The 14678-nt window shown below is 59.1% G+C and carries 16 protein-coding genes; 5 read left to right on the top strand and 11 right to left on the bottom strand.

Annotated features, from left to right (window positions below):
* A complete protein-coding gene (locus P2869_RS00080) occupies positions 1–747 on the top strand; it encodes an HIRAN domain-containing protein (protein ID WP_277597122.1) in 747 nt (248 codons plus the stop codon).
* 359 nt (positions 748–1106) lie between these two features.
* Here the strand turns inward: P2869_RS00080 and P2869_RS00075 are convergent, their stop codons facing one another.
* From P2869_RS00075 to P2869_RS00065, 3 genes are all read right to left on the bottom strand, one after another.
* Positions 1107–1463 carry a hypothetical protein gene (locus P2869_RS00075; RefSeq protein ID WP_277597121.1) on the bottom strand — a complete coding sequence of 119 codons (357 nt, stop codon included), beginning with the start codon at positions 1461–1463 and terminating at the stop codon, positions 1107–1109.
* Between the two features lie 141 nt (positions 1464–1604).
* Positions 1605–2423 (bottom strand): hypothetical protein, encoded by an 819-nt coding sequence (locus P2869_RS00070; protein ID WP_277597120.1) that lies wholly within the window; start codon positions 2421–2423, stop codon positions 1605–1607.
* Positions 2424–2448: 25 nt separating this feature from the next.
* Entirely contained in the window at positions 2449–2940 is a 492-nt protein-coding gene (locus tag P2869_RS00065; protein WP_277597119.1) for a hypothetical protein, read from the bottom strand.
* A 206-nt stretch (positions 2941–3146) separates the two neighbouring features.
* On the opposite strand from P2869_RS00065, the gene P2869_RS00060 reads away from it, so the two are divergent.
* The gene (locus P2869_RS00060) at positions 3147–3437 is read left to right on the top strand and encodes a hypothetical protein (protein WP_277597118.1); all 291 of its coding nucleotides are present in this window, start codon (positions 3147–3149) and stop codon (positions 3435–3437) included.
* Here the strand turns inward: P2869_RS00060 and P2869_RS00055 are convergent.
* On the bottom strand, positions 3434–3754 hold the full coding sequence (locus tag P2869_RS00055; RefSeq protein ID WP_277597117.1) for a hypothetical protein: 321 nt from the start codon (positions 3752–3754) through the stop codon (positions 3434–3436). The two genes, P2869_RS00060 and P2869_RS00055, sit on opposite strands and share 4 nt — an antisense overlap.
* A gap of 100 nt (positions 3755–3854) precedes the next feature.
* Between P2869_RS00055 and P2869_RS00050 the strand changes: the two genes are divergently transcribed.
* A complete protein-coding gene (locus tag P2869_RS00050) occupies positions 3855–4283 on the top strand; it encodes a hypothetical protein (RefSeq protein WP_277597116.1) in 429 nt (142 codons plus the stop codon).
* A 136-nt stretch (positions 4284–4419) separates the two neighbouring features.
* Here P2869_RS00050 and P2869_RS00045 read toward each other — a convergent pair whose 3' ends face one another.
* From P2869_RS00045 to tssI, 4 genes are read right to left on the bottom strand one after another with little or no spacing between them, the layout of a single operon-like run.
* Positions 4420–5031, bottom strand: coding sequence for a suppressor of fused domain protein (locus P2869_RS00045; protein ID WP_277597115.1), 612 nt, complete (start codon positions 5029–5031; stop codon positions 4420–4422).
* Positions 5012–6655: a PAAR-like domain-containing protein gene (locus tag P2869_RS00040; protein ID WP_277597114.1), complete on the bottom strand. Its 1644-nt coding sequence runs from the start codon at positions 6653–6655 to the stop codon at positions 5012–5014. The genes P2869_RS00045 and P2869_RS00040 overlap by 20 nt, the downstream gene beginning before the upstream one ends.
* Complete coding sequence (locus P2869_RS00035) at positions 6648–7991, bottom strand: DUF2169 domain-containing protein (protein WP_277597113.1); 1344 nt, start codon at positions 7989–7991, stop codon at positions 6648–6650. Before P2869_RS00035 ends, P2869_RS00040 begins: the two co-directional genes overlap by 8 nt.
* Before the next feature lie 10 nt (positions 7992–8001).
* Positions 8002–10113: a type VI secretion system tip protein VgrG gene (gene tssI / locus P2869_RS00030; protein ID WP_277597112.1), complete on the bottom strand. Its 2112-nt coding sequence runs from the start codon at positions 10111–10113 to the stop codon at positions 8002–8004.
* A gap of 132 nt (positions 10114–10245) precedes the next feature.
* On the opposite strand from tssI, the gene tssF reads away from it, so the two are divergent.
* Positions 10246–12123, top strand: coding sequence for a type VI secretion system baseplate subunit TssF (gene tssF / locus P2869_RS00025; protein WP_277597111.1), 1878 nt, complete (start codon positions 10246–10248; stop codon positions 12121–12123).
* Positions 12124–12131: 8 nt separating this feature from the next.
* Here tssF and P2869_RS00020 read toward each other — a convergent pair whose 3' ends face one another.
* Both P2869_RS00020 and P2869_RS00015 read right to left on the bottom strand, forming a co-directional pair.
* The gene (locus tag P2869_RS00020) at positions 12132–12704 is read right to left on the bottom strand and encodes a hypothetical protein (protein ID WP_277597110.1); all 573 of its coding nucleotides are present in this window, start codon (positions 12702–12704) and stop codon (positions 12132–12134) included.
* 19 nt (positions 12705–12723) lie between these two features.
* On the bottom strand, positions 12724–13101 hold the full coding sequence (locus P2869_RS00015; RefSeq protein ID WP_126878619.1) for a DUF3592 domain-containing protein: 378 nt from the start codon (positions 13099–13101) through the stop codon (positions 12724–12726).
* Positions 13102–13569: 468 nt separating this feature from the next.
* On the opposite strand from P2869_RS00015, the gene P2869_RS00010 reads away from it, so the two are divergent.
* The gene (locus P2869_RS00010; RefSeq protein WP_277597109.1) at positions 13570–13902 is read left to right on the top strand and encodes a hypothetical protein; all 333 of its coding nucleotides are present in this window, start codon (positions 13570–13572) and stop codon (positions 13900–13902) included.
* A 110-nt stretch (positions 13903–14012) separates the two neighbouring features.
* Here the strand turns inward: P2869_RS00010 and P2869_RS00005 are convergent, their stop codons facing one another.
* Positions 14013–14678 carry a DUF799 domain-containing protein gene (locus P2869_RS00005; protein WP_277597108.1) on the bottom strand — a complete coding sequence of 222 codons (666 nt, stop codon included), beginning with the start codon at positions 14676–14678 and terminating at the stop codon, positions 14013–14015.

Here is a 14678-nt window from a genome sequence, read left to right as displayed (position 1 = left end):
ATGCAAACCATCTTCGTTGCCTGGCAACAACCTTCGTCTCGGGAATGGATTCCTGTAGGCCGCCTCGACCGCTACCGAGGTGAATTTCGCTTCATGTATACGCGAGGAGCGAAGCGTGCGGAAAACTTCCGGCCATTTGGTCGCATGGACAATCTCCATGGAACGTACTACTCCAGCGTGCTGTTCCCGCTTTTCGCAAATCGTGTACTGACTCGGTCACGCCCGGAATTTAGTCGCTACTTCGACTGGACCGGTTTGCCTGACTACTCCATCGATGATCCGCTGCCGATCTTAGCAGTGACGGGCGGCCTGCGCGGCACAGACCCAATTGAACTTTTTGCACTCCCCCAGCGGGACACTAGCGGACGATTCGCCATCGATTTCTTCGCTCGCGGCATGAGTCATTTCGCCCCACCCAACGTCGAGGCCGCGAATGCGCTGAAACCCGGCAGCAAACTCTTCGTGATGCGGGATCTTCAAAACGAACACGACCAGTATGCGCTGTGCCTGCGTACGAATGACCCTTCCTATCTAGTTGGTTACTGCCCGAAGTACTACACACAAGACATCTGCAAGTTGCTAGCCCTGAACCCGAAGGGCCTGACAGTCACGGTTAAGCAGGTAAATGTCGGCGCTCCCCTCACGATGCGCTTGCTGTGCGCTCTTGACGCGCCATGGCATGAAGGATTTGAACCGTTCTCCGAGAACGAGGATATGCAATCACTGGCGACCTTAGACGGGCAGTAATCGGCCCACCATCGTGAACGCTTTTGCGGCGAATCTCGACGACGAAGCTCGGGCCGAGCTGCTCTGCTATCTGGTCGTCGGCCGGTTGATCGCACATGCGCCGGTCGGCGTATGACTTTCGAATCAGCATCTGCTCGAGTCGGTCAAGATGTGGTACTTGTCGAACGGCGCGCACTGTGCCGAGGAGGAAGCACAACGCCTCGCGTTGCTGTCGAGCTCGCGCCAGACTTCGCCGTCCTACCACCTATGGCCGATCTCCAAACGCTAAAGCGCATGTTCACTGACGGCGGACGGATCGACTATCGGTCGCCGATCGCGCGGAGTAACGCATGCAGCTGATGACGTTCTGCGCATTGTCCTTACTTCTGCGAGTGTGAGAGCGTACCTCGCCTGTACTCGTCCAGCACGAAAGGGATGGTGCCTTCGGGATGCTGAATTGCGTGATTGCCGCACGACTTAAGCTGCTGCGGCTTTTCGGGTCCAAGCGCGTGGTCGATAGAGCCCTCGTCGCCGCTCGCCAGCGCAGTCATCAACGGGTCGGTGAAATCCTCCATACAGTTCTGCAGCCCCACCGCAACGCGCAGTTCATGCCACATTAGTGAGAATTCGGTACGAGGCAATCCGAGGGCCGTGAAGACGACCATGCTGCAAAGTGTAAGCTTGGTCTGGAACGAAAGCCCAGACCAAAGCTCCCAGAGAAGCGATAGCACTTTCATACGATGTCCTCAATCCGCTCGTCCCATACGGGTTAACGGCAACGCACCGCATGGACTAACCCATTCCCGAGAACACACTCTAAATTCGAGATGACGATTCTGTTCAAATTAACGACGGCGGCGAAACGTCAACCTCAGTTCTTAGTCTGCGCTACGGTCGATTGCTGCCGCCTCGCTGGCGCGCACTGCGAGCTCGTAGAGAGCCTCGCAAGCCGGGCTCACACGCACGAAGTAATTCGTTCCATCGGGATTGCGCGGATGGCCACGCGGTGATGTCGACTCCTCAAGCAAGCCAATATTCCTGAGCTTCAGCGCAAATGGGCCTATATCGCTGAAGAGATTCAAGGGGCTCTCATCAGTGATCGCCGGCACTCGCGGCTGATATGTGATCGTTGGAGCCCGCCCCGTCTGCGTGATGGAAAGAGGAGGTTGGTAACCGCCCTTAACCAAGATAGGGATCGGTCCGTTTTGACCGATGCTGAGTTTCTGGCTATCCAACGCCTTTCTGTATTCGCCATCGGCGTGGGCAAACTCCATCCAAGAGAGCAACGACGCAAAATCACGATCGTTCAGCACCTCGCTTCCTTCGAATACCATTTCTTCTATCTCGCTCGCGGTTCTGTCCTCAAGGACAATACGGGCAGTCAAGAGGCCAATCACCATTGGCCCGATATCCTTGCTCGCCGATAGCGCCACGCGGCGGTAAGCATCGAAGATCGTACTTGTGCGTTCGTCGCTGTCCGCGATCGCTTGCAGCATATCGTTCAGGGGCGCCGACGTGGTCAGTACATCCTGCTCTTTGCGAACCTCGTCGAGAAAGGCGTCGAAGAACTTCTGTGCGCGGTGCTCACTCCATCTTCCGATGACGTTGTCTTTGACCAGATCAAAGAGTTTGTCTTTCGCCTTACTCAAGGCCAAGTCTGCAGCACCAGCTACGATCGCGGTTGTTGTGATAACCATGCTTTCTCCCTGATTCCACGGGACGTCATTCGTCCCGCGGCTCGCCATCCTCATTATCTTCTGGCGCGTCCACGATTCCGAGCTGCCGCCGCGCGAACCCCATTGCCAGATCGATCCCGATGCAAGCCATCGTCAGCCGATGCACATTGGTGTTTAGCGTCCCAGCCGTCGTTCGCTGAAACATGGCGACTGGCGCCAATGCCTGCTCGCGCATCTTAAGCAGCGCCGTCACATTCTGGCAGATCGCCTTAACCCGCTTGAAGCTGTCGTTGAAGGCTCGCGCGGACTTCACTCGCCGCGACAGGCCCGTACCAGGCACACGCACCGCGCGCCACCCTGCCTTCGAGTGCGACCAGACCACCGGCGTCGGTACGCGTCGTCCGTTGCGCTCCCACCATTCGATCCGGATCTTGCCTGTATGGGGCGGCTGGAGCAGGTTCAGCAACTCATCGAGCGCCGTAAGCGCATTATCGACCTGCGCCACCTCAGCAGCGATTTTCGCCGCAGTCCGGCTCACCTCCTCCGGTAACGCCAGCAAGTAGTCGACAGTCGGGGGGTACGTGTCTCAATAGCATTAAGCATGGCAGTGGGGAGTTCGTGACGCAGAATATTCACCCACCCCAGCAACCCGGCCGTAACCGGCTTCCCGCGCACGTCGAGATGCGAAGATGAAAGGGGTAAGCTCAAAGAACTACCAATCCCCCCTAGTCACTGGAGCATCACATGCACATCGACTGGATCGACCTCGCCGCTGTGGCGTTTTTATGGTGGCTCTCCGTGAAACACGCAAACGGCAAGACCAAGTCGCTGGAAGCACATATCCGGCTATTGGAGGTCCAGTGCAATACCAACGAAATGAACGTGAAGAAGCTCTACTATCTGCGCGACCTTGAGGCGCACTGGCCAGCCCCAGACCTTACGGAAGAGGATCGAGCGGCATTTACGGCTGATTTCGAGAGCCAACTGCAACCGCTCGTCGAGCGCAACAAAGCGCTCATGGTCAGTAAACGCTAGCCATGTTCCGTAAACGACGTATCAAGCGTTCGCTGGCCGCGCTCACGCTTTTGCTGCTCAACTTGAAACGCGTCCAGTCCGTAGAAAGAAATCTCCGGTTTACCCAAGGAAGCCTCGAAAATGGACGCCGCCTCGCGCTCGTCGTCAAACTGAGGATCGATTTCGTACAGGTATCTCCGTAGCCCATCGAAATTCTCAAGAACTGCGTCGAGCTTCGCATGTACGCGCTCCAGCCTTGTATTCAAATACCATCCGTGAGCGAACCAGAGCAGGATGGCTGCCCCGATTACAGTTCTCTCGACGCTGCTCTCAAACATAGAAGTCTCCCGGGACTGGCGAACAAGACAAACACGCGGATGGATTGCGGTCAATTACGACGTAACCTATTCTAGGAAGGATCGTTTTGGAACATATCTCATGAGCCTTGTTCCTGTCGTCATCGCAGCCGTCCAAGCCCACGTCAATCAATCAGCCCTCGGCGGCATAGGTGGCGAGGTACTCGTCCACGTCGGCTCGTTCGGGCTGATTGGCCTCATTCCGTACCTGGCGAGCCAGCCACCAGCGAAGTCAAAGCCGCCGCAATGGATCGTCGCCATTGACGACGATCAGATGCCGCAATCGACAGCACTGCGCATCGAGCGCAGCGGCTGGACCATTGAAGGCGAGATATCTGAGGTCCGGTCGCCGCCACAACTATGTGACGACGACCCGCGCTGGGGGCGATACGAACCTCTGGGTGACATAGGCCTTCTCCTTTCGATGAAGGCCCAGCAAGCGTATCACTTTGCTTTCGGCTTCCCGTCAGCCTCAGGGGTTCACTCCACCCGGTGGGTCAGTTCTGCGTGAACATCAACCCACGCTGCATCTCTACGTGTCGCCTGACGACGAGTTTAGCCAAAGAAAAAGCCCGCTCTCGGCGGGCTTTTTCTTGGCGTGAACCGGAGTCGGGCCGGCTCAAACGGCTTTGCAGGCCGACGTCGCTTTATTGCAACGAAGATCGATACAAATCAAAAACATCTACGTTCGCTTGTTCAAGCAAATCTTCAAATTCACTGTCCCCGCGCGTACGAAGGATCTCAAGTTCGGCACCAGAAATAGGGATTCCTTGCAACCAATTGACTTTCTCTCCGCTTTCCAAGTCAAGTTGCTTGAAATGCCCGTCATTCCACAAAAACGGTGCAGTCAAATACAGGTGCGGGACTAATGTGTCGCTGTAATACTCTGCGACATACCCTTCCAGCACGCTCCCTGGCATCACCGCCCGCCGTGATCGCATTAGCGCAAAAGCAGCAGATGCAAGCACATTAGGCCACTGCTCAATATCAGCGGGCATCGAACCACACAGCTCAACACGAGTACCTAACTCCGTCTCGCCCCCAAGAGCAGTCTCAAATAGACCTATCGTGCTGTAGGACACGAGACCGGGGTCGGGTGAGTCCACGACTGAGAGTACGTCGACAGCCATAGGCAAGTCATCGTGTAGATATTCCTGCACCTTGGGCTTACCGCCGAACACCGACAAGGCGTGCCGCCCCACGGCTTTTCGACCAGCAGAAATTGGCCCTTTTGTCATGTCACGGTCCGAAATAGTCATCCGTCAAGTCTTCGCCTACGTGACTACGATTGGACGAAGGAAGCTCAGGTCGATAATGGCTGGGGTCATTATACTCATCAAGGAATTGTTTGCGCGTGAGATCACGTTCTGCAGCGCTGATAACGTGCTTTCTATGCTCGAGCCCAGGTTTGTGCCCCATGTCCCAAGGGTTATCGGGGTTCATTTCTTTACCAGTCACCGGATCCCGCACCTTTCCATCTTGGCTATTCTTCTTGGCGTCTTCCCAAGCCTTTTCCCGGACACCCCTGCGGAACTTACCTCTCTTATAGCGTGGATCTTTGGACGGCTCGACCTTAACTCCATTGCCTGCGGGTTTTGCTTCAGCAGGCTTGGCCACTTTAGACCCGTCTGCTGCCCCTTCCGCGACTTCAGCCCCCTTGGCCGTCGCGGCCCCCGCCTCCGCAGCCTCCCCGGTTTTTCCTGCCGCACTCGCGACGTCCGCCACTTCTCCAACCTTGCCAGCTACATTTATCGCTTCACCCATCTTACCGGCAATGTTGGCGGTCTCACCGACCTTGCCAGCCACATTCCCGACTTCGCCGACTTTGCCGGCCGCACCGACGCCGCCAACAAACAAGCCGCCAATGTCGACCGCGCCGCGCCCCAGCGCTTCGCCATAGTTTCCCTGGCTCCACGCCTCCATATACGGCTTGGTGATGCCATCGACGATCGCGCCAGGATGATCGTAGATCGCCTGCGCCGTCTTTCCGGCTGAGTCGAGCGTCTGCGAGTACCCGTGGTAGTCGTATAACCCTGTCAGATCAGACAGACCCTCAGCAGCCTGCGACACTGGCGATAATTTGGCCGCTCCGACCGCCAGCCCGCCCAAGCCCTTCGCCATGTCCCACACCGCACCGCCGGCCCCCTTGAAGAACCCGCCAACCTGATGCATGACCCCCTTCCCGGGTGGCGGATTAGCATCCCCCACGACGTTCCCGCTCGCATCCACCGAGCTTCCCGGCGCGGGCGCGGTTACGTAAGTGCCCGTACAATTGCCGGAATTCATTGTGCAAGGGTCACCGTCACGAATAACCGGATGGCCGCCTGCGCGAACCGTCGTGCTGCCCTTCGTCGGCCTGGTCTCGCCTCCCACGGTACCGGAGCTCACCCCATCGGCCGAGCCCGCTTCGTCGCCCGTACATGTCGGGACCACACTTTGATCGAGCACGTACGCCGGCTTTCCGTTGAATCGTACGCTCGGCACGATGCCCGATGACCCGCTTAGATCCGAGATGACCTGATAGGGCACCGGCGGCGTCGAACTGCCCATCGGCGTCTTGCAGACATCAGGCGTGCTACTGACGGCCTTGAAGCTACCGTCCTGTCTCGACGCAATCCGATTGCCCGTGGAGAAATGATCGGACGGTTGCGCCTTATCCTGCGGCTTATAGACGCCGGTTTCAAAGCGCCTTTGAACTGACTTCCCCGCCTCATCAAATATATCCCGCAGGTCGGGACGGTCGCTCCACGGATTCGGTGTGTTCCATAACGCATCCAGATTCTTCACCGCGTCGCGGGCCTGCTCGACACTCTGGATGTTGAAGTGCTCACGGAAAACATCGCCCGCGTCACCGGTAACGGTAATCTCCAACGGTTCAGCCATGTTGCGCTCGCGTCGATCGGATCGAAGTTATCGGCGAACCTGCAGCAAGTCGTTCCAAGTCGGCATGGTTCACAAACCTTGCCTCGAAACGCTGCGCGCGCACGGATTTCATCAGCGTTGCACGCCACACCAACGTCACCACGGGCGTCGCCGCATCTGACACGTCGACAGACAACGTATCGAGCAGCAGCGGCGCGAACTTGAGCGACTGTTCGGTGTAGACCCATCCCATCGGTAGATGTCCTGGCAAGGCGATGCGTAGGATCGCATTGCCACGCTCATCGACAGTCGATCCGGGTGTGCCGGCGGGAACAAGATTCGTCAGCACGATCATCTCGTTACCCTTCAGGTGCGACACCTGCATCAGCGGATGCGCGCCGTTCCAGTACCTGAACTGAAAATCGTCTGGCAAACCCGGATGGTGCTCAGCGAGCCACTGGTCATCGTAGGTGCCAGCAAGCTCACGCCTCGATCTCCACGCTTTCCCGACGATACCGAAGCCCGCCGGATGCAGCGACGGATGCGCCTGCCCATTCAACGCTGCCAGCCATCCTTGTATCGAGATGGGTTCATTGCTGGCTTCAATCTGCGGAGCAGCGACCCTCTGCTGCTTCGTCGCGTTAAGGAACCAACCTTCAGCAAATCCCAGACCGACCGGATTGTCTTCGCAGGCCGTATGCGCCACCGGAACGTTATCCTGATTGGGATGCGCAGCCTGCTGTTTGTCATCGAGCCGGGATGCCTTCGACACACGTTTCGCAGCTGGATCCTGCACCTCGATCCGGCACTGCCCGCCCCACGCGTATTCGTAACGCACGGGCAGCGCGGCGATCGGTTCGGGCAGCGTCAGACGCCAGTCGACGGGACGCACAATGCCGAGCGACGCGATCTTCACGAGTCGATTCATGCTTCGACCAAGCATCGAACACCGAGCAAAGTACCTTTGGCCTGTCACGGACAGCCTGCGATCCAGGAGGACTTTCGTGGTCGGCACACCCGCGTCGTCGTCGGATCGTACGGGCGCCGACACAATCCGGACGCTGGCCGTGAAGCGCGGCACCGGCCGCCCCTGCGGCGCCCATGCCATACCGTTGATCAGCACATCGCAAAACGGCTTGTACGGCGCGAGATCGCTTTCCTCCGCCACGCTGGACTGGTTGGGTTCGCCGTAAAAGCGGTCAGACGTTGCGAGCGGTTTTTGCTGCTGCGTCAACACCAATGAGCCGTTGCGCAACTCAAAAGTCTGCCGGAGCACAACGGTATGGAACGCTGCGCCGTCTGGCGCAAAGGACTCGAACGCCAGTGCCGGGAAAGGCGTGTGATTGGAGAATTCCATCGCAGCCCCGTCAATTGATGTCGACGTCCTTGCCGTTGATCTGTACAGGTCCGGAGCCTTCGATCAGCAACTGTGTGCCTCGCAGCGTGATGTGCCCATTGCTTTCCAGAATGAGTACAGCGTCACCGGTCTTCAGCTCGATCCGGTCGCCCGCCGTGATCGTATAGGTCTTGCCCACCATCGTCGTTTTTGAAAGACCCACCTCTTCGGCGCTCGCGAGGCCAGCGGCCGTGTTGATGGCTCCCGCTACCGTCACCGTATATGCGCCGCCCACCGTCAGCGCCTTGGCCAGTCCGACCGTCTCCGTCGACGTCAGCGCAACGACGAGGTTTTCCATTCCATGGATCGTCTCGTCCCGGTTGCCGCCGACGGTCAACGTCTCGTTGTTCCCGACACGTTCCGTACGGTCCACACCGATCGTAATGGTCTCATTGTTGTCCACCGCCTCGGTGCGGTCGTGGCCAACGTGAACGGTCTCGTCGTGATCGACATTTTTCGTTCGATCGTTACCGACCCAATGCGACTCGTCGTGTTCGACCTCGATGCGCTGATCCTTCTCCGCGTGCAGCCAGACTTCTTCTTCGCCCTTCTTGTCCTCGAAACGGATCGCGTTGGCGGTGTTGACGTTGCCGCCCTTGGTCGACCGGCTCAAGATGCCGCTCTGCGTCGAGTTTGCCGGCAAGGTCCACGGTGGCATGTTCGCCGCGTTGTAGACGCGCGAAATGATCAGCGGCCGGTCAGGGTCCCCGTCCAGGAATATGACGACCACCTCGTCCCCAATCCGGGGGATGTTCACCATCCCGAAACCACCGCCCGCCCACGGCTGCCCCACCCGCACCCAGCACGAACTGGACTGATCGCTCTGGCCGCGCCGGTCCCAATGGAACTGCACCTTCACGCGCCCCAGGCTGTCCGTATAGATTTCCTCGCCCTTCGGGCCTACCACCGTCGCGGTCTGCGGGCCGATGATCGACGGCCGGTCTGTGGTCAAAGGCGGGCGATACTGAATCTTCTTGCGGATACAGTTGAAGCTGCACACATAGGTGGCCGCACCTTCGCCTGCCTGATAGTTGTTGGAGCCGGAGTGCACCACGTTCATCAGCAGAAACTGCCGGTCTTCAGGCCGCGCCTGTTCGTGGTCGTAGTGATCATCGAGCTGGAAATAACGGCCCGGCATCAGACGCCGGTTCGCTGTTGTACCGCTGAAAATCTTGCTATGGGCAGCAAGCGCCTGTGTCCGGAAACGGGCGAGTTCCTCACCGCGGTCACTGTTCGGAAAACCGTGCTCACCGAGGTAGTCGTAGATCTCATACGACGGCACTTCGCCCTGATCCACGCCCGAACTGCTTGCGGCGAACCGGCGCGCACCCGGAGCCTTGTAGTCGAACGTCTTGAGGCCCACCTTGTCGGTCTCCAGTTGCCGCCTTGCGGTGAACGATTTCACCACAGACAGTTCGTCGAGCGGCTCGCCTTTCGAGTACTGCAGGACCGGGCTTGCCCCGTCGATGGGCCTTGCGGCAACGGAGTTGTCGGTCACGATGAGTTTGTGGCCGTCCTTCGCATGCTCGAAGTAGTAGAACAGGCCATCCTCCTCCATCAACCGCTGCGCAAACTCAAGATCAGTCTCCCTGTATTGCGTACAGTAGCTGCGGTTCTGCGTGGGCTTCGACAGACGGAATTCGAACGACGCCAGGCTGCCATATTCGCGAAATACCGTGGACAGAACATCCTGCGTTGTCTGCTCCTGAAAAATGCGGATGTCCTGATGACGGGACAGCATCCATATCCACGGCTTGATGGTCGCGTGATAACGCGTAAATCCACCGTCGGTATCCAGATGCGAAAATGACACCACATAGCCATGAAAATACCGCGCGTCCGAACTTGCGATTGCGTCCGTCACTTGCAGCGTGATCGTCACCGGTTGGCCGATCATTTTCTTCAGCTCGATGGACCGGTCCTGTGAAGCCAGTTGCACATCGATATGAAACAGATCGGACAGACTTTCGTTGCAATGAAAATCGACGAGCACCAGTTCGGAACGCCCCTTCAACGGAGTCTGAATGGTGAACAGACGGTTGCCCTGAAGTTGAAAGAAGCTCGCAATATCGGACATTTGCATGACAGCCTCGGCGCGCCGGAAGAAGTGCCGATCTTACCGTCAGATGAATTTAAAATGCTAGCGCGCTTCTTCAACCTTGGCTTATTTAACTAAAATCCCCGCTTGATCCGAACCCAATATTGACGGAGTGCGATGGACGAGCTGCTGCCGCATTATGAATACGAGCTCGGTCTGCTGGCGCACGGGCTGACAGCGTTCGCCGGTCGCTACCCGAAAATCGCAGCGCGACTCGGCATGCGGGGCGGCCATGCAGACGATCCGCATATCGAGCGGCTGGTCCAGACCTTTTCGTTCATGGCCGCTCACCTCGATTCGCGGCTTGCAGACGACTATCCGGAACTGACGGAAGCGCTACTCAGCATCGTCCATCCGCAATATCTGCGCGGCGTGCCGGCCTGTGCCATCGCGCAATTCAATCCAGCACCGCTGCTGGGCAAACTCAGTGCGCCATTCAATGTCCCGCGCGGCACGCCGCTCGACGCACGGGCTGCACCGTGCCAGTTCCGGACAATCTACGACGTCACACTCGCGCCGTTGCACGTTGACGATGCCCGATATTCTCCCAGCACCATCGCGCCCTCTGCTGTCCGCTTGCCGGACGATGCAACAGGCATACTGTCGATTACCTTTGTGTCGCTCGCGCCGTCGGGACAGTTCGATTCGTCTATCCCCGATGGCCCGATCCGGGTTCATCTTTCCGGAGAACGGCCACTGGTGGCTGCCCTCGGCGATGCGCTGCTGTTACGCAGCGCGACCGCGTTCGTCGAGGTCAATCGGGATGGTCGCTGGCGGGCGCTCTCGAAGGTGCCTTTGGATGCGGCCGGCTTTGGCGACGATGAGCGCCTGCTGCCAGAAGGACCGGACAGTGCCGCGCTCCCGTTTCGTTACCTGATCGAGTACTTCGCGTTTCCGGATCTGTTCGACTTCATCGATATCGATCTAGGCCGGATGCGCAGGGGAGTGCATGCAGCCGACGCCCGCTCGCTCACATTGCACGTGGTGTTGCGCGACACGGCCGCGGCGTCCACGGCGGCCCGAACACTGGACTCGCTCGACGCACGCGCGTTCAAACTCTTCTGTACTCCAGTCATCAATCTGTTCCAGCGGGCGGCCATACCAGTCCAGCTCACCGAAGCCGATACCGCCTACCCGGTCACGCCCGCGCCACTCGAAGGCACATCGGCACTCGACATTTATTCGATTGATGCGGTGTATCTCAGTGAACGGACGGACGCCGGCAAGAAAGACGCCCCAGTCACCAGGTCATCACATCGCGCGACCGTGGCGCCGTATCGCGCCTTTGGACACGCGGCAGGAACGCATCAGGACTCAGTCTACTGGCTGGCCTTTCGCGACCGGGACGCCGCGCTCATCCCGAACCGAAATCCGTGGCGACTGTCATTCGTCGGCGTGGACGGTGAACGCGCACGCCCCATGTTTCCGCAGGCAGAGGTCGCTATGACCGTCACGAACGGCACCCTGCCATCCCGATTGCCGATAGGGACGCCGCAGGGCGATCTGCTCAACGAAGGTGCGGCGCTCGCGTGCCCGATAACGCTATTGACGCGCCCGGCCGCACCGGCCGGATTGCCACGCCGCAACTACACGCTCTGGCGTGTACTGGAAGCGCTGTCGCCGCATCCGTTCGATCTCACCCGTTCCGGGCTGGGCGCGTTGAAAGCCCTTCTTCGCCTGCATGCCCCACGCTCCGCGACCGTCGCGCAACGCTGCATCGATGCAGTGGTGGGGCTGGACTACAAGCCGGCCATCAGATGGATGGCGCTCGGCAACCAGTTTCCGTCGTTCGTGCGCGGCATTGAGATCTTCTTGTCGATCAACGAAGCCGCCTTGCGCGACGTAACCTTGAGCGTGTTCGGTCGGGTACTGGACCGGCTGTTTGCCCCTTACGCGCCAACGAACGGCTACGTACAGCTCGTCATTCTGGCCGCCGGAACGAGCCGCGTTCTACTACGCTGCAACGCCCAGCCGGGAACCCAGCCATTGATCTAGCGCCGCAATCAGTGAAGGTAGCCGGCCAGTATGCCGACGCTGCCGCCAGCCTGAAAGCCCACGGTCTGACCGCGCATGAGCAGGACTGCAGGCGCCTCCGAAATGGCTTGCTGCAGCAGCCAGCTCAACCCGGGGGCTGTGAGCCCTGCGGCCAGCAGGGCCGGGTTCATGCCGAGCAACATAGCGTCACCCGCCCAGCCATAGATGGCCGACAGCGACCCGTCGACGTAAATCGTTCCGCCCTGAAAGTCCGATCGCGACAGCTCGCTGCCGCGAAACGCGTTCGTCATGTAGATGGTCCCGTAACTCGGGAAGTCGAGCGTGGAACCGCCCGCCCCGACGCTGCGGCCGCGAATCGGCGGCAACTTGAGCTCCGGCGTCGAGAGCCTCGGCAGTTTGATTTTGGGGATCTTCAGGCCCACGCCGATCCCGACGCCGACACCGCCGTAGTAAAAACTCTGGTCATGTCTGTCCGGATCGGTCAGTACGATCGTGCCACCCGTTGCCATCACAATCTCGACACTCAGGCCGCCGCCCGCCCCGGTGGAATAGGTCCATTTACTCAGCCTCAGGAATGACATGCGCTCGCCCCAGTTCCGATTACTGCCGCGACGGGAGGTTTATTAATCCCAACATGATGAAACCTAATCCGAATACAGCAAAAAAGACGGCATTCCCCCAAATCGCATCGAACCGGTCAATCCTCGCGGTGGGAAGCGGATTATCGGGCAGATAACGCACCAACGGCCGGTCGCCCACAGCCATTCTGGACACAATCCCGCCCTGCGGATACGAGACATGCTCGCCCGCCCTGGTCACGAACTCGATTTCGGGATGGAACCCCCCCGCGTTCAGCCGGACCACTTCGCCCGGCACGACGATGGACGTTCGAACGAATTCACGGGTGGACTGGATATTTATCACTGTCATGATCAGAAAACCAACGCCGATCACGATAGCGGCTACAGCCTTGAACATAAGTGTTCTCGCTCATTCGTCAGATAGCAGGCGGATCATACAATGGGTGCCTGCAGTTGAATCAGCAATCCCGACAGACGATCCAGCGGCTCCGCGCAGCAGGCTACAACCCCAGCCTGTCTGGACGAACGACGACCGGACCAATGAACACCATCTTGCGCAGCGTCGAGTGTGGGCCGTAGGGTTGCATCCTGAAATGCGGCCGTCGCCAGTGACCACGCTTCTCGTATTGTGGCGTTGAGAACTCCGCTTCAGCCGGAGCCGCACTTTCCCAGTCAAGCACGGCGGGACCCACGATATGCCGATCGTAGAGATATTCGATCCCGGCGAGCCGTTCCCTACGCTTGCGTTGCCCCAGGCCCCTGAACTGTCTTGACGCATCACTTACGCACGATCAACAACTACCCGCGCGTCGCGAACCTTCAGGTACAGAAGCAATTTAATTGCGTAAGCGGAGACAAGTCGCCAATGGGAACGGTCCGCGTCCAGTTCGCCATCCTGCGTGGATATGTGAACATCATCGTCGAGAATTTGCTGAATCGTTTTGTTTCGATCTGCCAGAGGGTAATCGACGAACTTGATGCGGATGTGATCGCTTCCAGATTCCTGCCACGACACGAGCGACAGCCGTTCATCCAGGGTTGCGGCGTCGGTCCCGCGACGATGGAACAATGTGATGGCGCGAATACCGTGCCGGCAACCTTCCCATTCGGGACTGGGAATAATTCACATCGCCGGAGCCGGCAGCTGGACCATGCCAATCGGCACGTCGTCAGCAATGTATGCGCTGTCTTCGCCTAACCCGGAGGGAAGCGCGCGAGCCCACCCTTCAAAAGGCGCGGAAACTCTTCGTAAAGCGAAGGGCGGCCGCCGCGAGCAGGCACTTCTTTCTGCCCGCGGCCTGCACTTCTTTAATCCGTCCCGTACTTCGGCGACCGCGGCCCGTACAGCAGCCCGTTCGGCGGTCCCGCGTGCAGCAGCCGATAACTCGTCACGCCCGCAATATCGTGGCTCTTGTCCGTGAGCGAGTTGGCAATCTGCTTGATTGCAGCGGTCACCAGCATGCCGATCAGGCCGCCGCCGCTATTGTTGTTGCCCTCGTTGCTGCTCGCGCTCGCGGTGCCCTGCCACAGCACATCGCCGGTCTTGAGGTCCACGAGCTTCGCCCCAGCCGTTACGACAGTGGCACTGTCCAGCACGCGGTACACCGTGCCGAACTGCGTCACCTTGCAGTACAACGCGGCGTCAGCGCCGAAGATCTCGCGCAGCTTCGCGGGTGACGTGGCCTGAATGTCGGCCGCGGTCGTGAGGCCGTTCTGCTTGAACGTTTCGTCCATCACAGCCACCGGCACCACGTAGTAGCCGGCTTCGGCGAGCGGCATGGTCATCTGCGAGAGCATGCTGTTCGTCGCCTGCACGTCGGCCGTTTCGTTGGTCGGCGGCAAAACGAGGATGGAACGCGGACGGCTGTTCTTGAACGCGGTGTAGTCCGCGTGCTTCACGGGCTGCGCGCAGGCGGCGAGCAGGGCGAGCGTCGAGAAGGCAAACCAGAGTTTGACAGAGAGGAATTTGGACAT

Origin of the sequence: Paraburkholderia sp. SUR17 (assembly GCF_029536165.1) — a bacterium.
Taxonomy (GTDB): domain Bacteria; phylum Pseudomonadota; class Gammaproteobacteria; order Burkholderiales; family Burkholderiaceae; genus Paraburkholderia; species Paraburkholderia kururiensis.
The sequence above is the reverse complement of the archived record's forward strand: the minus strand, read 5'-3'. Positions and strand labels throughout refer to the sequence as shown.